Source organism: Xanthomonas sp. JL1, assembly GCF_038405005.1.
Genome location: NZ_JBBYGR010000041.1, coordinates 57,702 through 77,309, shown reverse-complemented (window position 1 = coordinate 77,309; position 19,608 = coordinate 57,702). Strand labels below are relative to the sequence as shown.

The 19,608-nt window shown below is 61.9% G+C and carries 20 protein-coding genes, 2 tRNA genes, 1 other RNA gene and 1 pseudogene; 22 read left to right on the top strand and 2 right to left on the bottom strand.

The window, feature by feature from the left end; genetic code table 11:
• The 3 genes and pseudogenes from WJW29_RS09190 to WJW29_RS09180 all read left to right on the top strand — a co-directional run.
• Window positions 1-375, top strand: a 375-nt coding sequence (locus WJW29_RS09190) for a transposase (RefSeq protein WP_146768031.1), incomplete at its 5' end; no start/stop codon positions are given.
• 66 nt (window positions 376-441) lie between these two features.
• Window positions 442-540: pseudogene (locus WJW29_RS09185) on the top strand (DUF3034 family protein); the annotation flags it as partial.
• Complete coding sequence (locus WJW29_RS09180; RefSeq protein WP_011409063.1) at window positions 540-968, top strand: group 1 truncated hemoglobin; 429 nt, start codon at window positions 540-542, stop codon at window positions 966-968. The pseudogene WJW29_RS09185 and the gene WJW29_RS09180, both read left to right, overlap by 1 nt.
• An 82-nt stretch (window positions 969-1,050) precedes the next feature.
• On the opposite strand, the gene WJW29_RS09175 is transcribed toward WJW29_RS09180, so the two are convergent.
• A non-coding RNA gene (locus WJW29_RS09175) (sX9 sRNA) lies at window positions 1,051-1,127 on the bottom strand.
• A gap of 190 nt (window positions 1,128-1,317) precedes the next feature.
• Complete coding sequence (locus tag WJW29_RS09170; RefSeq protein WP_041182209.1) at window positions 1,318-2,118, bottom strand: SDR family oxidoreductase; 801 nt, start codon at window positions 2,116-2,118, stop codon at window positions 1,318-1,320.
• A gap of 112 nt (window positions 2,119-2,230) precedes the next feature.
• On the opposite strand from WJW29_RS09170, the gene tpiA reads away from it, so the two are divergent.
• From tpiA to rimP, 19 genes are all read left to right on the top strand, one after another.
• Entirely contained in the window at window positions 2,231-2,986 is a 756-nt protein-coding gene (gene tpiA / locus WJW29_RS09165) for a triose-phosphate isomerase (protein ID WP_011409061.1), read from the top strand.
• Window positions 2,987-3,019: 33 nt separating this feature from the next.
• On the top strand, window positions 3,020-3,481 hold the full coding sequence (secG, locus tag WJW29_RS09160; protein ID WP_011259752.1) for a preprotein translocase subunit SecG: 462 nt from the start codon (window positions 3,020-3,022) through the stop codon (window positions 3,479-3,481).
• Between the two features lie 49 nt (window positions 3,482-3,530).
• A tRNA-Leu gene (locus WJW29_RS09155) sits at window positions 3,531-3,615 on the top strand.
• 102 nt (window positions 3,616-3,717) lie between these two features.
• A complete protein-coding gene (locus WJW29_RS09150; protein ID WP_011409060.1) occupies window positions 3,718-4,074 on the top strand; it encodes an NADH-quinone oxidoreductase subunit A in 357 nt (118 codons plus the stop codon).
• Window positions 4,065-4,619 carry an NADH-quinone oxidoreductase subunit B gene (locus WJW29_RS09145; RefSeq protein WP_010371165.1) on the top strand — a complete coding sequence of 185 codons (555 nt, stop codon included), beginning with the start codon at window positions 4,065-4,067 and terminating at the stop codon, window positions 4,617-4,619. The genes WJW29_RS09150 and WJW29_RS09145 overlap by 10 nt, the downstream gene beginning before the upstream one ends.
• Before the next feature lie 36 nt (window positions 4,620-4,655).
• Window positions 4,656-5,408: an NADH-quinone oxidoreductase subunit C gene (locus tag WJW29_RS09140; protein ID WP_011259749.1), complete on the top strand. Its 753-nt coding sequence runs from the start codon at window positions 4,656-4,658 to the stop codon at window positions 5,406-5,408.
• Window positions 5,405-6,712, top strand: coding sequence for an NADH-quinone oxidoreductase subunit D (locus WJW29_RS09135; RefSeq protein WP_011259748.1), 1,308 nt, complete (start codon window positions 5,405-5,407; stop codon window positions 6,710-6,712). The genes WJW29_RS09140 and WJW29_RS09135 overlap by 4 nt, the downstream gene beginning before the upstream one ends.
• Window positions 6,709-7,236, top strand: a complete 528-nt coding sequence (gene nuoE, locus WJW29_RS09130) for an NADH-quinone oxidoreductase subunit NuoE (protein ID WP_011259747.1) — start codon at window positions 6,709-6,711, stop codon at window positions 7,234-7,236. The genes WJW29_RS09135 and nuoE overlap by 4 nt, the downstream gene beginning before the upstream one ends.
• A gap of 3 nt (window positions 7,237-7,239) precedes the next feature.
• Window positions 7,240-8,574 (top strand): NADH-quinone oxidoreductase subunit NuoF, encoded by a 1,335-nt coding sequence (gene nuoF / locus WJW29_RS09125; protein ID WP_011259746.1) that lies wholly within the window; start codon window positions 7,240-7,242, stop codon window positions 8,572-8,574.
• Window positions 8,571-10,805, top strand: coding sequence for an NADH-quinone oxidoreductase subunit NuoG (gene nuoG, locus WJW29_RS09120; protein ID WP_011259745.1), 2,235 nt, complete (start codon window positions 8,571-8,573; stop codon window positions 10,803-10,805). The genes nuoF and nuoG overlap by 4 nt, the downstream gene beginning before the upstream one ends.
• Complete coding sequence (nuoH, locus tag WJW29_RS09115; RefSeq protein WP_011259744.1) at window positions 10,802-11,893, top strand: NADH-quinone oxidoreductase subunit NuoH; 1,092 nt, start codon at window positions 10,802-10,804, stop codon at window positions 11,891-11,893. The genes nuoG and nuoH overlap by 4 nt, the downstream gene beginning before the upstream one ends.
• A gap of 3 nt (window positions 11,894-11,896) precedes the next feature.
• Window positions 11,897-12,385 (top strand): NADH-quinone oxidoreductase subunit NuoI, encoded by a 489-nt coding sequence (nuoI, locus tag WJW29_RS09110; protein ID WP_011409057.1) that lies wholly within the window; start codon window positions 11,897-11,899, stop codon window positions 12,383-12,385.
• 4 nt (window positions 12,386-12,389) lie between these two features.
• A complete protein-coding gene (locus WJW29_RS09105; RefSeq protein WP_011409056.1) occupies window positions 12,390-13,052 on the top strand; it encodes an NADH-quinone oxidoreductase subunit J in 663 nt (220 codons plus the stop codon).
• Window positions 13,049-13,354 (top strand): NADH-quinone oxidoreductase subunit NuoK, encoded by a 306-nt coding sequence (gene nuoK, locus WJW29_RS09100; protein ID WP_005914274.1) that lies wholly within the window; start codon window positions 13,049-13,051, stop codon window positions 13,352-13,354. Before WJW29_RS09105 ends, nuoK begins: the two co-directional genes overlap by 4 nt.
• A 7-nt stretch (window positions 13,355-13,361) precedes the next feature.
• On the top strand, window positions 13,362-15,521 hold the full coding sequence (gene nuoL, locus WJW29_RS09095) for an NADH-quinone oxidoreductase subunit L (RefSeq protein WP_011259741.1): 2,160 nt from the start codon (window positions 13,362-13,364) through the stop codon (window positions 15,519-15,521).
• A gap of 20 nt (window positions 15,522-15,541) precedes the next feature.
• Complete coding sequence (locus tag WJW29_RS09090; protein ID WP_011259740.1) at window positions 15,542-17,044, top strand: NADH-quinone oxidoreductase subunit M; 1,503 nt, start codon at window positions 15,542-15,544, stop codon at window positions 17,042-17,044.
• Window positions 17,045-17,080: 36 nt separating this feature from the next.
• Window positions 17,081-18,541 carry an NADH-quinone oxidoreductase subunit NuoN gene (nuoN, locus tag WJW29_RS09085; protein WP_041182469.1) on the top strand — a complete coding sequence of 487 codons (1,461 nt, stop codon included), beginning with the start codon at window positions 17,081-17,083 and terminating at the stop codon, window positions 18,539-18,541.
• A 200-nt stretch (window positions 18,542-18,741) separates the two neighbouring features.
• Window positions 18,742-18,818, top strand: a tRNA-Met gene (locus WJW29_RS09080).
• A gap of 197 nt (window positions 18,819-19,015) precedes the next feature.
• Window positions 19,016-19,606 (top strand): ribosome maturation factor RimP, encoded by a 591-nt coding sequence (rimP, locus tag WJW29_RS09075; RefSeq protein ID WP_011259738.1) that lies wholly within the window; start codon window positions 19,016-19,018, stop codon window positions 19,604-19,606.
• Window positions 19,607-19,608 lie beyond the last annotated feature (2 nt).

Genomic DNA, 19,608 nt, shown 5'->3' with positions numbered 1-19,608 from the left:
GATGCTCGAACAGCCATCACGTTCGGATTGACGCCTGGCAACGCACATGACGCACCCGCAGGCCGCGCGTTGCTTGAACACCTGGGGCCAGTGGAGCGGCCGGTTCATCTGCTGATGGATCGCGCTTACGAAGGCAATGAAACCCGCCAGTTGGCGCTCGATCTTGGCTTCGTGCCGGTGGTTCCACCCAAGTCCAATCGGGTCGATCCTTGGGAGTACGACAAGGAAATGTACAAGCGGCGCAACGAAGTGGAGAGGCTGTTCCGTCGCTTGAAGGGCTACCGACGGATTTTCACGCGCTTCGAGAAGCTGGATGTCATGTTCCTTGGCTTCCTCAGCTTCGTTCTGATCGTTGATGGGCTTCGGATGTGTTAACAGGCCCTAGGTCAGGACGTGTTTGGCGCCAAGTTACGTCTTTCCGGCGATCTTGTGTACGGACACAAGCATGTCTCGTTGACCGCTGCATTCGCCGATCTTGGCGACATCGCCACGCTTGCCGATCAGCGCGGCCCTTATCTCTCTTTGCAGGAGGCGTTCTGATGAACCGATGGCTGCGCTGGTCCTTGCTGTGTGTGCTGGGCCTGACAAGCGCCTGCGCCAGCACGCAACCGCGGCAGACGCTGTACGACGAGCTTGGCGGGCAAGCCGGCATCGAAGCGCTGGTGGAAACCATGCTCTCGCGCATCGCCGACGACCAACGCATTGTCGATAAATTCGCACGTGTCAATATCGTCATGCTCAACGAGCGCCTGGTGCAGAAATTCTGCCACCTCGCCGACGGCCCATGCCCGGACACCGCCAAGTCGATGCAGCAGGCGCACGCGCACCTGGCCATTCGCGAAGGCGACTTCAATGCCTTGGTCGAAGATCTGAACTGGGCGATGGATCAGCGCAAGATTCCGCGTCGCACGCAAAATCGCCTGCTCACACGGCTGGCAGCCATGCATGGCGACATCGTCAATCACTGAGAGCAGCGATTGTTTTCAGCGCTTGTGGTCAGGCGCGTGAGCCGATGCCGATTTTGACGGGCATGCGTTTGCATCTAAGAGCGGCTAACAAAACGTAGCGAGCAGTCGTCAAGTGGGTGCGGACGTAGCGCTCAGAACCGCAGTGGACGCGTGGTACATGCCGCTTCCGAGCACCGGCCGCGCCCGCCTGGCGGTGCGCAGTCGTTTTGCGAGCCGCTCTGAAATGATTTGACGCTCGATATATGCGCTTGCGTGGCATCGCACGCCCTCCGGGCGCCCAGGTTGAAGTCGGCCGCGAAGCGTTGCTGCGCACAGGCGATATCTCACGCACACACGGCCTGCTGCTGCCTTAATCCAGCGGTCGTACCCGATGCGAGCCGCGCGCCATCATGCGTAAGGCAAACGCATGCGGCAGCAGCCGCAGTGCGGCATTGACCAATCGGTAGCCCCAGCCCGGCACCGCCAGCACCTGGCCGCGTTCCAGTGCAGCGATTCCGTATTCCGCGACCGCGTCGGCCTGTAACCACGCCCAGGCGGGCAGGGCGGACATCGCGTTCCGGGTGCCGGTCACGTCGTGGAATTCCGACCAGGCAAAGCCCGGACACAGCGCACACACCTTGACGCCGCAATCGGCGTTTTCCAGCGCCAGTGATTCGCTGAAGCGCAGCATGAAGCTCTTGCTGGCCGCGTACAGGGTCTGCCTATCGGCGCTAGGCGACAGCGCCGCGAACGAGGCCACGTTGAGAATGCGGCCCTGGCCGCTGGCGCGGATCATCGGCAGCAGTCGCCAGGTCAGTTCGCACACCGCTGTCACCATGACCTGCAGAAAGCGCGCATGCGTGGCCCAGTCGTTATGCAGATAACGGCCCGGCACGCCGTACCCTGCGTTATTGACCAGTGTTCCCACGGTCCAGCCATTGCGCTGGATCTGCGTCGCCAGCGCTTCTGTCGCGGCCGGGTCGGCCAGATCGGCCGGCAGCACTTCCACCCGCACTGCGCTGCGCAATTGGTCGGCCAATCCGTGCAGTCGGTCCTCCCGGCGCGCGGTCAGCAGCAACGGCACCCCGCGTTTGGCGTATGCCCGCGCAATCTCGCGGCCGATGCCGCTGGAAGCGCCGGTGATCAACGCGAAGACAGGTGAAACGGACATGGCAGGTTCCTGCAAGGGGAGGGGTGAGAGATGTGGAGGATAGAAGTGTGCCGGTTGCCGACAGGGCATGGGCTATTCTGTCGCCTGTCTTCAACTCAGGAACCTGCGCCTGATGCGTCGAAAGATCGTTGCCGGAAATTGGAAGCTGCATGGCAGCCGCGCCTTCGCCACCGAACTGGTGGCCAAGCTCGCCGCGCACATGCCCCTGGAGGGTATCGACGTCGTCATCCTGCCGCCACTGCCTTACCTCGGCGACCTGATCGAGGATTTCGAGGCCCATCACCTGTCGTTCGGAGCCCAGGACGTCAGCAGCAATGAGAAGGGCGCCTACACTGGCGAGGTCTCGGCCTCGATGTTGGTGGATGTCGGTGCCGGCTACGGGCTGGTCGGCCACTCCGAGCGCCGTCAGTACCATCAGGAGAGTAGCGAGCTGGTGGCGCGCAAGTTCGCCGCCGCGATCCATGCCGGGCTGACTCCGGTGCTGTGCGTGGGCGAATCGCTGGAACAGCGTGAAGCCGGTCAGACTGAGGCAATCCTACGTGCCCAGCTCGAACCGGTCCTGGCGCTGGTCGGCAGTGCCGGTTTCGCGGGCGCCGTGCTGGCCTATGAACCGATCTGGGCCATTGGCACCGGCTGTACCGCCACGCCGGAGCAGGCCCAGGCCGTGCACGCCTTCCTGCGTGGCGAAGTCGCGAAGGCGGATGCTAGAATCGCTGATTCGTTGCCCATCCTGTACGGGGGCAGTGTCAAGCCCGATAACGCCGGCGAGCTGTTTGCACAGCCCGATGTCGATGGCGGGCTGGTCGGAGGCGCTTCACTGGTCGCCGAAGATTTCCTGGCCATCGCACGCGCGGCGGCCGCGTGCTAACCCATTAAGTTTTGTCCGGGGACGGATTTCGAAATGCTGATGTTGATCCTCAATGTGGTCTACGTGCTGGTCGCGCTGGCGATGATTGCGCTGATCCTGATGCAGCGTGGCGCAGGTGCGGCGGCCGGTTCCGGCTTCGGTGCCGGTGCTTCGGGCACCGTGTTCGGTTCGCAGGGTGCGTCGAACTTCCTGTCCAAGTCGACCAAGTGGCTGGCGGTGGTGTTTTTCAGCATCAGCCTGTTCATGGCGTGGTACGCCACGCACGGCGCACGTCCTACCGACCAGAACCTGGGTGTGATGTCGCAGTCGGCAATGCCGGCTCCGGCTGCCGCCGGCGAGCTGACCCAGCCGTTGCCGCAGGCTCCGGCCGCCGGTGCCGTACCGACTGCTCCGTCGCAGCCGTTTCCGGCCGCCGCGCCAGCGCCGTCCGCACCGGCGCAGCCGGCGCATGCAGCCCGCGAAGAAAACGCTTCAGAGCCAGCACAAAAACGCTGAAGCCGGTTACAATACGCTGCGCACTGGGATGCCCAGCGGCGCAACGTATGCCCAGGTGGCGGAATTGGTAGACGCACTACCTTGAGGTGGTAGCGACTTAGGTCGTAGGGGTTCGAGTCCCCTCTTGGGCACCATTGTTTGGCTGCAGTTCCTGCGCATCGCTTGTCGCTCGCGGGGGCTGCCTATACCCCATGCCGGCACGCGGCGCGTGCGGGCACAGGCAAGAGAGAATCGCTGTGCTGGCCGAATATTTGCCGAGTCTGCTGTTTCTGATCGTCGCCACCGGTATCGGTATCGTGCTGATGCTGATTGGTCGATTCCTCGCTCCGCGTACCCCGGACGCGCGCAAGCTGTCTCCGTATGAGTGTGGCTTCGAGGCATTCGAAGACGCGCGCATGAAGTTTGATGTGCGCTACTACCTCATAGCGATCCAGTTCATCGTGTTCGATCTGGAAATCATCTTCATCGTGCCGTGGACGCAGGTGTTCATGGAGATCGGCGCACGTTCGCTGGTTACCATGGGGCTGTTCGTCTGCATGTTGTTCCTCGGCTTTGTCTACGTGTGGAAGAAGGGAGCGCTGGAATGGGAGTGATTCAGACCCTGGATCGTCTGATGACCAACCCGATGCCTGAAGGCCGGGTGGAAGACATCCTGCGCCCGGAAGGCGAAAACCCGCTGCTCGAAAAGGGCTACGTGACCACCAGCGTCGATGCGCTGCTGAATTGGGCGCGCACCGGCTCGATGTGGCCGATGACGTTCGGTTTGGCCTGTTGCGCCGTCGAGATGATGCATGCGGGCGCCTCGCGCCTGGACCTGGACCGCTATGGCGTGGTGTTCCGCCCGTCGCCGCGCCAGTCCGACGTGATGATCGTGGCCGGTACCCTGGTCAACAAGATGGCTCCGGCGCTGCGCAAGGTCTACGATCAGATGCCGGATCCGAAGTGGGTCATTTCGATGGGCAGCTGCGCCAATGGCGGCGGCTATTACCATTATTCCTATTCGGTGGTACGCGGTTGCGACCGCATCGTGCCGGTGGACATCTACGTCCCGGGCTGCCCGCCGACCGCCGAGGCGCTGGTCTACGGCATCTTGCAGCTGCAGAAGAAGATCTGGCGTACCCAGACGATCGCGCGCTGACACCCGTCTTCTTCTACCGAGAGCAGCCAAGCCCCCATGGCAGAGCAAGCATCCTCCTTCACTGATCGACTTGCAGCACGTTTCGCCGGTGCGCAGATTGCCGTGGCATTGCCGCGCGGCGAAGTGACGCTGGAAGTCGCTGCAGCCGATTGGCACGCCACTTGCCTTGCGCTACGCGACGAGCTCGGTTTCGAGCAGCTCAGCGACCTGTGCGGCGTCGATTACCTCGGCTACGGCAGCGGCGAGTGGGATACCGCCGACGTGTCGTCGCAGGGGTTCAGCCGCGGCGTCGAAGGCAAGGCGGTCGGTCGTTTCGCCTGGGGTGAGTTCCCCAGCCAGGAAAGCTCCGCTGGCGCGCAGCCGCAGCAGTTGCCCAAGCAGCGTTTTGCGGTGGTCGCGCAGCTGATTTCCTACCAGCACAACCAGCGTCTGCGCGTGCGTTGCTATGCACCGGACGAACAGGTGCCGTTGGTGGCGTCGGTGACCGATATCTGGCCGGGCGTGAACTGGTTCGAGCGCGAAGCATTCGACCTGTTCGGCATCGTGTTCGATGGTCACCCGGACCTGCGCCGCATCCTGACCGACTATGGATTCGTCGGCCACCCGTTCCGCAAGGATTTCCCGCTGATCGGCAACGTCGAAGTGCGCTACGACGAAGAGCGCAAGCGTGTGGTGTACGAGCCGGTGACCTCGGTCGAGCCGCGCGTCGGCGTGCCGCGCGTGATTCGCGACGATGCCCGTTATGAGACTGCCGCTGGTGAAGTGGGCAGGTCGGAGACTGCCAAGTGAGTGAGTTCCGCCAGGCAACCGATGCCTTCGCGAGCAATCCTGCCGAAAGCAAGCAGGAAATCCGCAATTACACGATGAACTTCGGCCCGCAGCATCCTGCGGCGCACGGCGTGTTGCGCCTGATCCTGGAAATGGACGGCGAAACCGTGGTGCGCGCCGATCCGCATATCGGCCTGCTGCACCGTGGCACCGAGAAGTTGGCCGAATCCAAGCCGTTCAACCAGTCGGTTCCGTACATGGATCGCCTGGATTACGTGTCGATGATGTGCAACGAGCACGCCTACGTGCGCGCGATCGAATCTCTGATGGGAATCGAAGCGCCCGAGCGTGCGCAGTACATCCGCACCATGTTCGACGAGATCACCCGCATCAAGAACCACCTGATGTGGGTCGGTTCCAACGCGCTCGATCTGGGTGCAATGGCGGTGATGCTGTATGCGTTCCGCGAGCGCGAAGAATTGATGGACGTCTACGAGGCGGTCAGTGGTGCGCGTATGCATGCTGCCTACTACCGTCCGGGTGGTGTCTACCGCGATCTGCCTGATCGCATGCCCAGGTACAAGGAATCGCGTTGGCACAAGGGTGGGGCGCTGAAGAAGCTCAATGCAGCGCGTGAAGGCTCGATGCTGGATTTCCTTGAGGATTTCACCAACACCTTCCCGTTGCGCGTGGACGAATACGAAACGCTGCTGACCGACAACCGCATCTGGAAGCAGCGTACCGTCGACGTCGGCATCATTAGCCCGGATCTGGCACGTGCCTGGGGCATGACCGGTCCAATGCTGCGTGGTTCGGGCATCGAGTGGGATCTGCGCAAGAAGCAGCCGTATGCCAAGTACGACGCAGTGGATTTCGATATCCCGGTCGGCACCAACGGCGACTGCTACGACCGCTACCTGGTGCGCGTGGCCGAGATGCGCGAGTCCAACCGCATCATCAAGCAGTGCGTGAAGTGGCTGAAGGCCAACCCGGGCCCGGTCATGGTCACCAATTTCAAGGTCGCTCCGCCCAGCCGCGAAGGAATGAAGGACGACATGGAAGCGCTGATCCATCACTTCAAGCTGTTCAGTGAAGGCTATTGCGTGCCTGCCGGCGAAACCTACAGCGCGGTCGAAGCGCCGAAGGGCGAGTTCGGTTGCTACCTGATGTCCGATGGCGCCAACAAGCCGTTCCGCGTGCATCTGCGCGCGCCGGGTTTTGCGCATCTGTCGTCGATGGACGCAGTGGTGCGTGGCTATCTGCTGGCCGACGTCGTGGCGATGATCGGCACTTACGATTTGGTTTTCGGTGAGGTTGACCGATGAAGGCGACGGGTAATTTCGAAGCGGCGCGCGATGTTGATCCGCAGGTGGTGCTGAGCGACAAGACGCGCGCGCACATCGATCATTGGTTGGCCAAGTTTCCGCCCGATCGCAAGCGTTCGGCGGTGTTGCAGGGCTTGCATGCCGCACAGGAACAGAACCAGGGCTGGCTGACCGACGAACTGATCGTCGGCGTGGCCAAGTACCTGGAGCTGCCGCCGGTGTGGGCGTACGAGGTCGCCAGCTTCTACTCGATGTTCGAGACCGAAAAGGTCGGCCGCCACAACGTGGCGTTCTGCACCAACATCAGCTGCTGGCTCAACGGCGCCGAAGATCTGCTGGCGCACGCGGAAAAGAAGCTGGGCTGCAAGCTGGGTCAGTCGACGGTCGATGGCCGCGTCTACCTCAAGCGCGAAGAAGAGTGCCTGGCTGCCTGCTCTGCGGCGCCGATGATGGTCATCAACGGTCATTATCACGAGCACCTGACGAAAGAGAAGGTCGACGCGCTGCTGGACGGGCTGGAGTAAGACATGGCACATCATCACGCACCCTCAGGCCCGGTCGGTCCGGCGCCGCTGCCGCATCAGGTGGTGTATACGACGCTGCATTACGACACCCCGTGGTCGTACGAGAGCTATCTGAAAACAGGTGGCTACGCCGCGCTGCGCAAGATCCTCGAAGAGAAGATCGCGCCGGCCGATGTCATCGAAATGGTCAAGGCGTCGAATCTGCGCGGCCGTGGCGGCGCGGGCTTCCCGACCGGTTTGAAGTGGTCGTTCATGCCCAAGGGCACGATGCAGAAGTACATCCTGTGCAACTCTGACGAATCCGAGCCGGGTACCTGCAAGGACCGCGACATCCTGCGTTACAACCCGCATTCGGTGGTGGAGGGCATGGCGATCGCCTGCTACGCCACCGGCTCGACGGTGGGGTACAACTATCTGCGTGGCGAGTTCCACCACGAGCCGTTCGAAAATTTCGAGCTGGCGCTGGCCGACGCGTACGCCAACGGTTGGTTGGGCAAGAACATCCTCGGCAGCGGCGTGGATATCGATATCTACGGCGCGCTGGGTGCCGGTGCCTACATCTGCGGCGAAGAAACCGCATTGATGGAATCTCTGGAAGGCAAGAAAGGCCAGCCGCGCTACAAGCCGCCGTTCCCGGCCAACTTCGGCCTGTACGGCAAGCCGACCACCATCAACAACACCGAGACCTATGCGTCGGTGCCGGCGATCATTCGCAACGGCCCGGAGTGGTTCCTTGGGTTGAGCAAGACCAAAAACGGCGGCCCGAAGATTTTCTCGGTGTCCGGTTGCGTGCAGAAGGGCGGCAATTTCGAAGTGCCGCTCGGCACCACCTTCGACGAATTGCTGGAAATGGCCGGCGGTCTGCGCCCGGGTCGCAAGCTCAAGGGCGTGGTGCCCGGTGGCGTGTCGATGCCGGTGCTGAAAGCCGACCAGGTCGCTGGCCTGCAGATGGATTACGACACCTTGCGCGCACTGGGCACCGGCTTGGGTTCGGGCGCCATCGTGGTGCTGGACGACAGCGTCTGCTGCGTGCGTTTCGCTTGCCGCATCTCGCAGTTCTTCCACAAGGAATCCTGCGGCCAGTGCACCCCGTGCCGCGAGGGCACCGGCTGGATGCACCGCGTGCTGGAGCGCATTGTCGCCGGCAAGGCCACGATGGAAGACCTGCATCAGCTGCGTACCGTGGCCGGCCAGATCGAAGGCCACACCATCTGCGCGTTCGGTGAAGCGGCGGCATGGCCGATTCAGGGCTTCCTGCGTCAGTTCTGGGACGAGTTCGAGTACTACATCGTCAACGGTCGTTCGATCGTCGATACGCAAGTCGGAGTGGCTGCATGAGCGCCCAACCAGTGAACCCGAACGTGCCACCGGACCATGTCACCGTCGAGATCGACGGGCAGTCTTTGGTGGTGCCGAAGGGCTCGATGATCATTCAGGCGGCCGACAAGGCCGGCATCCCGATCCCGCGCTTCTGCTACCACGAGAAGCTGCCGATCGCGGCCAACTGCCGCATGTGCCTGGTCGATGTCGAGAAATCGCCGAAGCCCTCGCCTGCCTGCGCCACGCCGGTGATGGATGGCATGAAGGTCACGACCCGTAGCGAAAAGGCGCTGAAGTACCAGCGCAGCGTGATGGAATTCCTGCTGATCAATCACCCGCTGGACTGCCCGATCTGCGATCAGGGCGGCGAGTGCGAGCTGCAGGACGTCTCGCTCGGCTACGGTCGTTCGGTGAGCCGTTTCAACGAGCGCAAGCGCGTGGTGCCTGACGAAGACATCGGTCCGTTGGTCGCCACCGAAATGACCCGCTGCATCCAGTGCACCCGCTGTGTGCGTTTCACTGCAGACATCGCCGGCACCTACGAACTGGGCGGCATGTATCGCGGCGAAAACCTGCAGATCGGTACCTACGACGGCAAGCCGCTGACCACCGAAATTTCCGGCAACGTCATCGACGTGTGCCCGGTGGGCGCGCTGACCAACAAAGTGTTTCAGTTCCGCGCACGTCCGTGGGAATTGATGGCGCGCGAGTCGCTGGGTTATCACGATGCCATGGGCTCGAACCTGTTCCTGCATGTGCGTCGCGGCGAAGTGCTGCGCACCGTGCCGCGCGAGAACGAGGCGGTCAACGAATGCTGGCTGTCGGATCGCGACCGTTATTCGCATCAGGGTCTGTACGCCGAAGATCGCGCGGTCAAGCCGCTGAAGAAGGTCAACGGCGAGTGGACCGAAGTGAGCTGGACCGAAGGTCTGGCTGCCGCGACCCAGATCCTGCGCGACAACGCCGGCGATCAGCTCGGCGTGCTGGTGCATCCGTCCACGTCCAACGAAGAGGGCGCACTACTCGCGCGTCTGGCCGAAGGGCTGGGCAGTGGCAATCTGGACCATCGTCTGCCCAATCGCGACTTCTCCGATGCTGCAGTGGCCCACGCCTTCGCCACGCCGCTGGCCGAGATCGAACAGGCCGACGTGGTGGTGGTGTTCGGTTCCAACGTGCGCCATGAGTTGCCGTTGCTGCATGCACGTCTGCGCAAGGCGCACATCCAGAACCGCACCCAGATTCATTCGGTCAATCCGGTCGATTTCGATTTCGCTTTCACCCAGGCGAGCCGCACCGTGGTGGCGCCGTCGCAGCTGGCAGCTGCGCTTGACGATGCAGCGCTGCGCGATGCGGTCAAGGGCGCCAGCCGCGCCGTGATCGTGGTCGGCGCGCTGGTCGAAAATCATCCGCAGGCTGCAGCGCTGCGCGCCGCTGCACGTGATTTTGCCGCCGCAACCGGCGCATCGTTGTGCCGCATCCCGCAGGGTGCCAACGCCGTCGGTCTGGTCGCGCAGGGCGTGCTGCCCACCGCGCGCGATGTCGCCGGCATGCTGGGCCAGCCGCGTCAGGCGTATGTGCTCTACGGCATCGAGCCGGGCCTGGATTTTGCCGATGCCGCCGCTGCGCGCAGCGCGCTGGCCGGGGCCAAGGTCGTCGCCTTCAGTCAGTTCGCTTGTGCGTCCACGCGCGATGTGGCCGACGTGATTCTGCCGATCGGTGCGTTGCCGGAAATCGATGCATCGCTGACCAATCTGGATGGTCGCGTGCAGACCGCACGTGCCGCAGGCCGCTTGCCGGTCGAAGCGCGCGAGGGTTGGCGTGTGCTGCGTGCACTCGGCGGTGAGCTGGGTCTGGCCGGGTTCGAATTCATCGATCTGGTTGGCCTGCGCGCCGGCATGCAGACCCGCAGCGTGACGCCGACGGCGTCGGCACAGCCGCCAGTCGTCAGTAACGGGCTGGAAGTCGCTGCGACTGCAGCGATCTATCGCACCGACGCGGTGGTGCGCCGCGCCGCTGCGCTGCAATCCCATCCGCTCAACGTCGCGCCGTGCGTGGCGATGCATCCGGAGCAGGCGGCGCAGTTGCAGGTCCAGGCAGGTCAGATGGTCAAGGTCGGTACCGATGCCGGTAAGGCAACGTTGCCGGTGTTGCTGGACAAGCGCGTCGCACCGGGCACGGTGTGGATCGAATCAGGCCATGGCGCAACCGCGCCGCTCGGTGCCGGTCGTGTAACGGTGGTGGCTGCATGAACGAATTGCTGTTGAACCTGGTCGACCCCTTGCACCAGTGGTTTCTGGGACTGGGCGATGGCGGCGTGGTGCTCTGGTCGGTCTTGAAGATCCTGCTGATCGCCGTGCCGGTGATCGTGTCGGTGGCCTTCTATGTGGTCTGGGAGCGCAAGCTGATCGGCTGGATGCACGTGCGCCACGGGCCCATGTACGTGGGTATGGGCATCTTCCAGGCCTTCGCCGACGTGTTCAAACTCCTGTTCAAGGAAATCCTGCAACCGAGTAGCTCGCACAAGGCGATGTTCATCATCGCCCCGTTGCTGACCCTGGCACCTGCATTTGCCGCCTGGTCGGTGGTGCCGTTCGATGCGAAGCTGGTGTTGTCCAACGCCAACGTCGGCTTGCTCTATCTGCTGGCGATGACCTCGCTGGGCGTGTACGGCATCATCCTGGCAGGCTGGGCATCGAACTCGAAGTACGCCTTCCTGGGCGCGATGCGCTCGGCAGCACAGGTGGTCAGCTACGAAATTGCGATGGGCTTTGCGCTGGTCGGCGTGATGATTGCCTCCGGTAGCGTCAATTTGAGTCAGATCGTGTTCGCGCAGGCGGGTAACTCCGGCTTCTTCGACTGGTTCCTGATTCCGCTGTTCCCATTGTTCATCGTGTACTGGGTGTCCGGCGTCGCCGAAACCAACCGCGCGCCGTTCGACGTGGTGGAAGGTGAATCGGAAATCGTCGCCGGGCACATGGTGGAATATTCGGGCGGTGCGTTCGCGCTGTTCTTCCTGGCCGAATACGCCAACATGATCCTGGTCAGCTTCCTGATCTCGATCTTCTTCCTCGGCGGTTGGTTGAGCCCGATCCAGGGCTGGGTCAACGCGGACATCTCGCCGTGGATCGACTGGCTGTGGAAGGGCGGCTGGCCATGGCTGCTGATGAAGGTGTTCTTCTTCGCCAGCGCCTACATCTGGTTCCGTGCCAGCTTCCCCCGTTACCGCTACGACCAGATCATGCGTCTGGGCTGGAAGGTCTTCATTCCGCTCACGATCGTGTGGATCGCAGTGACGGCGTTGATGGTGTTTTACGGCGTGATCCAGAAGGGCGTGTAATTGATGAACAAGATCACCCACTACTTCAAGAGCCTGCTGCTGCTCGAACTGCTCGGCGGCTTGTGGCTGACGTTGAAATACACGTTCAAGCCCAAGTACACCGTGCTGTATCCGATGGAGAAGTTCCCGCAGTCGCCACGCTTCCGTGGCCTGCACGCGCTGCGTCGCTATCCCAATGGTGAAGAGCGTTGCATCGCCTGCAAGCTGTGCGAAGCGGTGTGCCCGGCGCTGGCGATCACCATCGACTCGGCCAAGCGCGAAGACGGCACCCGCCGTACCACGCGCTACGACATCGATCTGTTCAAGTGCATCTTCTGCGGTTTCTGCGAAGAAAGCTGCCCGGTGGACTCGATCGTCGAAACGCACATCCTCGAGTACCACTTCGAGAAGCGTGGCGAAAACATTATCAACAAGCCGCAGCTGCTGGCGATCGGAGACCGGTTAGAAACCGAGATCGCCGAGCGTCGCGCTGCCGATGCCGCCTTCCGTTGAGGTCATGATGGACTGGGTCACTCTTGCTTTCTACGCCTTCTCCGCCGTCGCGGTCGTGTCCGCCGGTGCGGTGATCAGCGTGCGCAATCCGGTGTACGCCGTGTTGTGCCTGATCCTCACGTTCTTCTCGATGGCATGCATCTGGTTGCTGGTTGGCGCCGAATTCCTCGGTGTGACGCTGGTGCTGGTCTACGTCGGCGCAGTGATGGTGCTGTTCCTGTTCGTGGTGATGATGCTGGACATCGACACCAGCCGCCTTCGCGAGGGGTGGGTCAAGTACATGCCGCTGGGCGTCATCATGGCGGTTGCCATGTTGGCGCAGATGGTCACCTTGATCGGCGTCAAGGCACGTAGCGCCACGCCGTTCCCGGCGGACAACGCTGCAGCGCAAGCCGCGGACAGCTCCAACCTGACCTGGTTGGCCAAGAGCCTGTACACCGAGTTCCTGCTGCCGTTCGAGTTTGCTGCGGTGATCCTGACCGTGGCGGTGGTTGCTGCGGTGATGCTGACCTTGCGCAAGCGCACCGGCATCAAGTTGCAGAACGCCGGCGAGCAGTCACGGGTGAAAGCGGGCGACCGTCTGCGCATGGTCAAAATGGCGGTTGAAAAGCCGGTACAGGTTGCGCCGCAGGGCGACGCGGCCGACGGACAGGAGGCGAAGTCTTGATTACCTTGGGCCACCTGTTGGGACTGGGCGCGGTGCTGTTCTGCATCTCCCTGGCCGGCATCTTCCTCAACCGCAAGAACGTCATCGTGTTGCTGATGTCGATCGAGTTGATGCTGCTGTCGGTCAACGTCAACTTCATCGCGTTCTCGCGCGAGCTCGGCGATACCGCCGGTCAGTTGTTCGTGTTCTTCATTCTGACGGTTGCCGCTGCGGAGGCTGCAATCGGCCTTGCGATCCTGGTGACTCTGTTCCGCACACGCCGCACGATCAATGTGGCCGAAGTCGATACGTTGAAGGGCTGACCTGTAGATGGAAATCACTCTCTCCAAGAGTCTGTTGATCGCAGTGGTGCTTGCACCGTTGGTCGGCAGCATCATCGCCGGCCTGTTCGGGCGCCAGGTAGGGCGCAAGGGCGCGCAGTACGTCACCATCCTCGGTGTGGCGGTCAGCTGCGTGTTGTCGTGCCTGATGCTGTATCAGCTGGTGGGGCAGGGCGCCAGCCCGTTCAATCAAAACCTCTACACGTTCTTCGACGTCGGTAATTACTCGGCGCATGTCGGCTTCATGGTCGACCGCCTGACCGCGATGATGATGGTGGTGGTGACCTTCGTGTCGCTGCTGGTGCACATCTACACCATCGGCTACATGGAAGAAGATCCGGGCTACCAGCGTTTCTTTAGCTACATCTCGTTGTTCACCTTCTCCATGCTCACGCTGGTGATGAGCAACAACTTCCTGCAGCTGTTCTTCGGCTGGGAAGCGGTGGGTTTGGTGTCGTACCTGCTGATCGGTTTCTGGTTCAAGCGCCCGACCGCCGTGTTCGCCAACATGAAGGCGTTCCTGGTCAATCGCGTCGGCGACTTCGGCTTCATTCTGGGTATTGCCGGCGTGCTGTTGTGGTTCGGCTCGCTGGATTACTCCACCGTGTTTGCCAACGCGACCACCATGGCAGGTGCCAAGGTGCAGCTGTTCGCGGGTCACGAATGGAGTGTGATGACGCTGATCTGCATCTGCCTGTTCATCGGTGCGATGGGCAAATCGGCGCAGGTGCCGCTGCATGTGTGGCTGCCGGACTCGATGGAAGGCCCGACCCCGATCTCGGCGCTGATCCACGCCGCAACGATGGTCACCGCGGGCATCTTCATGGTGGCGCGCATGTCGCCGCTGTTCGAACTGTCGGAAACCGCACTGAACTTCATCCTGTTCATTGGTGCGACCACGGCCTTCTTCACCGGCCTGATCGGCATCGTGCAGAACGACATCAAGCGGGTGGTGGCGTACTCGACGCTGTCGCAGCTTGGCTACATGACCGTGGCGTTGGGCGTGTCGGCCTATTCGGCGGCCGTGTTCCATCTGATGACGCACGCCTTCTTCAAGGCGCTGCTGTTCCTGGCCGCCGGCTCGGTCATCATCGGCATGCACCACGAGCAGGACATGCGCAAGATGGGCGGCCTGCGCAAGTACATGAAGGTGACTTACTGGACCAGCGTGATCGGTACCTTGGCCCTGGTCGGTACGCCGTTCTTCTCCGGGTTCTACTCGAAGGACACCATCATTGAAGCGGCTGCGCACCACGCGCATGAGTCGCATAGCTGGGTCGCGACCTACGGCTATTGGGCAGTGCTCGGCGGCGTGCTGGTGACCAGTTTCTACAGCTTCCGCCTGTTGTTCCTGACCTTCCACGGCAAGGAGCGCTTCCGCGACGCCCATGCGCACGACGCGCATGCGCATCACGACAGCGCCCATACCGATGCCGAAGCGCAGCTCCACGCACACGATGCGCATGCCCACGACACGCATGGTCACGACGATCATGGACACGGCCACCACGGTGCGCACGAGCCGCATGAGTCCAAATGGGTGGTGACGCTGCCGTTGATCCTGCTGGCGATTCCGTCGGTGGCGATCGGTTTCTTCACCATCGGCCCGATGTTGTTCGGCACCGATTGGCAGGGGCACCATGCAGCGCACGCGATGAAGGGCCAGGCAATTTCGTTCTTCACCGGCATCGCCGATTTCTACGATCCCGCGCGCGACACCGTGGGTGCACTGGCCGAAGAGTTCCATGGCCCGCTCGCCTTCGCCCTGCATGGCATGACCGCAGCACCGTTCTTCCTGACCGTGGCCGGCCTGCTGCTGGCGGCGTTGTTCTACCTGTGGAAGCCGGAACTGGCCGCCAAATCGCGCCAGGCGTTCGCGCCGATAGTGTGGTTGCTGGAAAACAAGTACGGCTTCGACAAGCTGTGGATCAATGGCTTCGCCGGTGGTGGCGTCGTCCTTGGCAAGGCGTCACGTGCAGTCGATACCCATGTGGTCGACGGTGTGGTCGTCAATGGTTCTGCCCGACTGATCGACCTGGCTGCAAATCTGCTGCGTCGCACGCAATCCGGTTTCCTCTATCACTACGCCTTCGCAATGATCATCGGTTTGATTGCCTTGTTGGCGGTACTGATGCATTTCTGGCGTTGACCTGTACGGAATAAGAAAACGTGTCGAACTGGCCTTTACTGTCTATCTTGATCTGGCTGCCGATTATCGGTGGCGCCCTGATCCTTGCGTTGCGCAACGCCGAGACTGCCCGCTGGGCATCGCTGGCGGTGGCGGTGGCGACCTTTGCGCTGAGTCTGCCGCTGCTGGGCTACGACACTGCCAATGACGCCATGCAGTTCATCGAACTGCATGCCTGGATCCCGGCCTACAACATCGGCTACAACCTGGGCGTGGACGGCATCGCGGTTGCGTTGATCGTGCTGACCACGCTGGTGACGGTGCTGGCACTGATCGGCGCCTGGCGCTCGATCGATAAGCGTGTTAATCAGTATGTTGCCGCCTTCCTGATCCTGGAAGGCGTCACGGTCGGTATTTTTGCAGCGACCGACGCGATGCTGTTCTACGTCTTCTTTGAAGCCATGCTGATCCCGATGTTCCTGATCATCGGTGTCTGGGGCGGCCCGCGGCGCATCTACGCGGCAATGAAGTTCTTCCTCTACACCTTCCTCGGCTCGGTGCTGATGCTGGTGGGCCTGGTGTATCTGTATCTGAAGGGCGGTAGCTTCCAACTGGCCGACCTGTATGCGCTGCAGCTGAGCGCCAAGGAACAGACCTGGATCTTCTTCGCCTTCCTGATCGCGTTCGCGGTCAAGGTGCCGATGTTTCCGGTGCACACCTGGCTGCCCGATGCGCACGTCGAGGCACCGACGGCTGGTTCGGTGATCCTGGCCGCGATCGCGTTGAAGATCGGTGGCTACGGCTTCCTGCGCTTCAATCTGCCGATCGTGCCGGACGCGAGCCATGAGTTCGCCTGGTTGGTCATCGCGCTGTCGCTGATTGCGGTGATCTACGTCGGCCTGGTGGCATTGGTGCAGGACGACATGAAGAAGCTGGTGGCGTATTCGTCCATCGCGCACATGGGTTTCGTCACGCTGGGCACCTTCATCGCCTTCACCCTGGTGCGCGAGTACGGCAGCACCGATGCTGCTCGTCTGGGCCTGCAGGGCGCGATGGTGCAGATGATTTCGCACGGTTTTGTGTCTGGTGCGATGTTCTCCTGCATTGGCGTGCTCTACGACCGCATGCACACCCGTCGCATCGCCGATTACGGCGGCGTGGTCAATGTGATGCCGTGGTTTGCCACCTTCGCCATGTTGTTCTTCATGGCCAATGCCGGCCTGCCGGGAACCAGTGGTTTCGTCGGCGAGTTCATGGTGATCCTGGCCAGCTTCCAGAAGCACCCGCTGGTTGCCTTCGCCGCTGGCACCACCTTGGTGATCACCGCTGCGTACACGCTATGGCTCTACAAGCGTGTGTTCTTCGGCGAAGTAGCCAACGCCCACGTGGCCGAGCTGAAGGACATCAATGGCCGCGAAGCATTTGTTCTGGGGGTGTTCGCCGCCGGCGTGCTGGCCATGGGCCTGTACCCGAAGCCGCTGACTGATCTGATGGAGCCGTCGATCGCCAAGCTGGCTACCCAGATTGCCGCGACCAAGCTCTGACCGCTTGCCGTACGTTTTGATTTCCAGGATTTAATGATGACCACGCCAACGCTCGCGCCGTTGACCACCGCTGACCTGGCTCCGCTCGTACCGGAGCTGGTGCTGATCGGCGGCGCTTTCGCACTGCTGATGCTCGATCTGTTCGTGAGCCAGCGGAACAAGGTCTGGACCCACTTGTTCTCCGTCGCTGTTCTTGCCGTGGTGCTCGTGTTGTTGGCAACCGGCACGGGCGGGCAGGGCGACATCTTCAACGGCATGTTCGTTCGCGACACCGCGGCCGATGTCATGAAGACCGTGATCGTGCTGGTCAGTGGGCTGAGTCTGGTCTATGGCTGGACGTACCTGCGCGAACGCAATCTCTACCAGGGCGAAATTCCGGTGTTGGTGCTGTTCGCTACCGCCGGCATGATGTTGCTGGCGTCGGCCGGTAGCCTGTTGATGGTCTATCTGGGTCTGGAGTTGCTGGCGCTGTGCTCCTATGCACTGGTCGCTTCCAACCGTGACAACGGCCTGGCGACCGAAGCGGCGATGAAGTATTTCGTGCTCGGGTCGCTGGCATCGGGCCTGCTGTTGTACGGCATGTCGCTGGTCTATGGCGCCACCGGTACGCTCAGCCTGGCCGGCATCCATGATGCGATCGAAGGCTCCAACGAGCGCACGCTGCTGCTCACCGGCACCATCTTCATGATCGCCGGCGTCGCCTTCAAGCTCGGCGCTGCGCCGTTCCACATGTGGTTGCCTGACGTCTATCAGGGTGCGCCTGCGCCGATTGCGTTGTTGATCAGCTCGGCGCCCAAGCTTGCGGCCTTCGGGATGGCGTATCGCCTGCTGGAAGTCGGTATGGGTCCGTTGTCGCCGCAGTGGCATCTGCTGATCGGCGGCCTGTCTGCGGTGTCGTTGGTCGTCGGTAACCTGATGGCCATTGCGCAGAGCAACCTCAAGCGCATGCTCGCGTACTCGACCGTCTCGCATATCGGCTTCCTGCTGATGGGCGTGGCCGGTGGCGGCGAAGAGGGCTATGCGGCTGCAATGTTCTACGCGGTCAGCTACACCATCATGTCCACCGCGTCGTTCGGCGCCATCATCGCGCTGTCGCGCAATGGGTTCGAGGCGGAGAACATCGACGACTTCAAGGGACTCAACGCGCGCAATCCGTGGATGGCTGGACTGGTGTTGTGCATCATGGCATCGCTGGCAGGGATCCCGCCGTTCCTCGGCTTCTGGACAAAGTTGGCGGTGCTGGGCGCGGCGGTGAAGGGCGACATGCTGTGGCTGGCCCTGGTCGGCGTCATCTGCGCGGTGATCGGTGCGTACTACTACCTGCGTGTCATCAAGGTCATGTACTTCGACGAGCCGGTCGGCGAGCCGTTGCCGGCCAATAACGATCGCGTGCTGGGCACCGTGCTCGGCGTCAATGCGCTGGCCTTGCTTGCGCTTGGTCTGGCCTGGAGTCCGATCATGGTGTGGTGCCAGCGCGCGTTCGCTGGTCTCGCCTAAGACCGCTGCGTCAGCGTTAGGTTTTGCAGTGCCGCATCCTGCATTTGGCATCGCACTGAAATAAAACTGCGCTGACTGTTTCGTTTTTGTTGCATTGCGGGTATCATGCGTCGCGACGTTGAACAGCCGCCACGCGGTTCAATAGATGAAAAACTAGGGCTTGTAATTACTGCTCAAGTTCTTCATAATTCCGCTTCTGCTGCGGGGTGGAGCAGTCTGGCAGCTCGTCGGGCTCATAACCCGAAGGTCGCAGGTTCAAATCCTGCCCCCGCTACCAAGTTTCGAATTGTTGCTTCATAGCAGTAATTCAACTTCTTGGATCGTAAGGACGCAAGTTCCCGTCCTTACGCCGACCCTGAGAGGTCGGGCTTTTTTCACTCAAGGGGCCCATCGGGCCCCTTGTTTTTTCCGGAACCGGAAAGTTTGCTGCCGGTTGCCGGGGTTTTACTGGCAATCATCTGATTAGGGCAGTCTGTGAGCGAAAAAGCGACTGAAATCGCGAATCTGCTGAGTCCAACGGTTGACTCCCTGGGCGTGGAACTGCTGGGCGTGGAATATCTCCCCGCTCCAGGTGGCGCCACATTGCGCCTGTATATCGATGTGCCGCTGGCCGAACAGCCCGAGCGTGTCATCAACGTCGACGATTGCGAGCGCGTGAGCCGTGAAGTCTCGGCCCAGCTCGATGTGGAAGACCCGATCAGCGGCCACTACACCCTGGAAGTGTCATCGCCGGGTGTGGATCGTCCGCTGTTCACGCTGGAACAGTTCGCGCGCCATGCCGGCGAATCCACGAAGATTGTCTTGAAGCTGGCGCAGGATGGTCGGCGCCGCTTCCAGGGCGAAATCCTGCGTATCGATGCCGAGGCTGGCGCCGTGGTGTTTGCCATCGACGGCAAGGACGTGCAGATCGGCTTCGATAACATCGACAAGGCGCGCATCCTGCCGGATTGGGTCGCGTTGGGCCTGGCACCGCAGAAACCGAATAAGCCCGGCCCGAAAAAAACCGGGCACGAGAAGAAGAAACCATCCAACGAGTCGGCGGCTGGCAAGCCGCGCGCGGAGTGACG

Excerpts from the sequence above, each read along its gene's own strand:
- secG (WP_011259752.1), top strand. The coding sequence starts at position 3,020 with ATGCTGATGTTGATCCTCAATGTGGTCTACGTGCTGGTCGCGCTGGCG.
- nuoF (WP_011259746.1), top strand. The coding sequence starts at position 7,240 with ATGGCACATCATCACGCACCCTCAGGCCCGGTCGGTCCGGCGCCGCTG.
- nuoL (WP_011259741.1), top strand. The coding sequence starts at position 13,362 with ATGGAAATCACTCTCTCCAAGAGTCTGTTGATCGCAGTGGTGCTTGCA.
- tpiA (WP_011409061.1), top strand. The coding sequence starts at position 2,231 with ATGCGTCGAAAGATCGTTGCCGGAAATTGGAAGCTGCATGGCAGCCGC.
- WJW29_RS09170 (WP_041182209.1), bottom strand. The coding sequence starts at position 2,118 with ATGTCCGTTTCACCTGTCTTCGCGTTGATCACCGGCGCTTCCAGCGGC.
- nuoH (WP_011259744.1), top strand. The coding sequence starts at position 10,802 with ATGAACGAATTGCTGTTGAACCTGGTCGACCCCTTGCACCAGTGGTTT.
- WJW29_RS09105 (WP_011409056.1), top strand. The coding sequence starts at position 12,390 with ATGATGGACTGGGTCACTCTTGCTTTCTACGCCTTCTCCGCCGTCGCG.
- nuoN (WP_041182469.1), top strand. The coding sequence starts at position 17,081 with ATGACCACGCCAACGCTCGCGCCGTTGACCACCGCTGACCTGGCTCCG.
- nuoE (WP_011259747.1), top strand. The coding sequence starts at position 6,709 with ATGAAGGCGACGGGTAATTTCGAAGCGGCGCGCGATGTTGATCCGCAG.
- WJW29_RS09145 (WP_010371165.1), top strand. The coding sequence starts at position 4,065 with ATGGGAGTGATTCAGACCCTGGATCGTCTGATGACCAACCCGATGCCT.
- nuoG (WP_011259745.1), top strand. The coding sequence starts at position 8,571 with ATGAGCGCCCAACCAGTGAACCCGAACGTGCCACCGGACCATGTCACC.
- WJW29_RS09140 (WP_011259749.1), top strand. The coding sequence starts at position 4,656 with ATGGCAGAGCAAGCATCCTCCTTCACTGATCGACTTGCAGCACGTTTC.
- nuoI (WP_011409057.1), top strand. The coding sequence starts at position 11,897 with ATGAACAAGATCACCCACTACTTCAAGAGCCTGCTGCTGCTCGAACTG.
- WJW29_RS09180 (WP_011409063.1), top strand. The coding sequence starts at position 540 with ATGAACCGATGGCTGCGCTGGTCCTTGCTGTGTGTGCTGGGCCTGACA.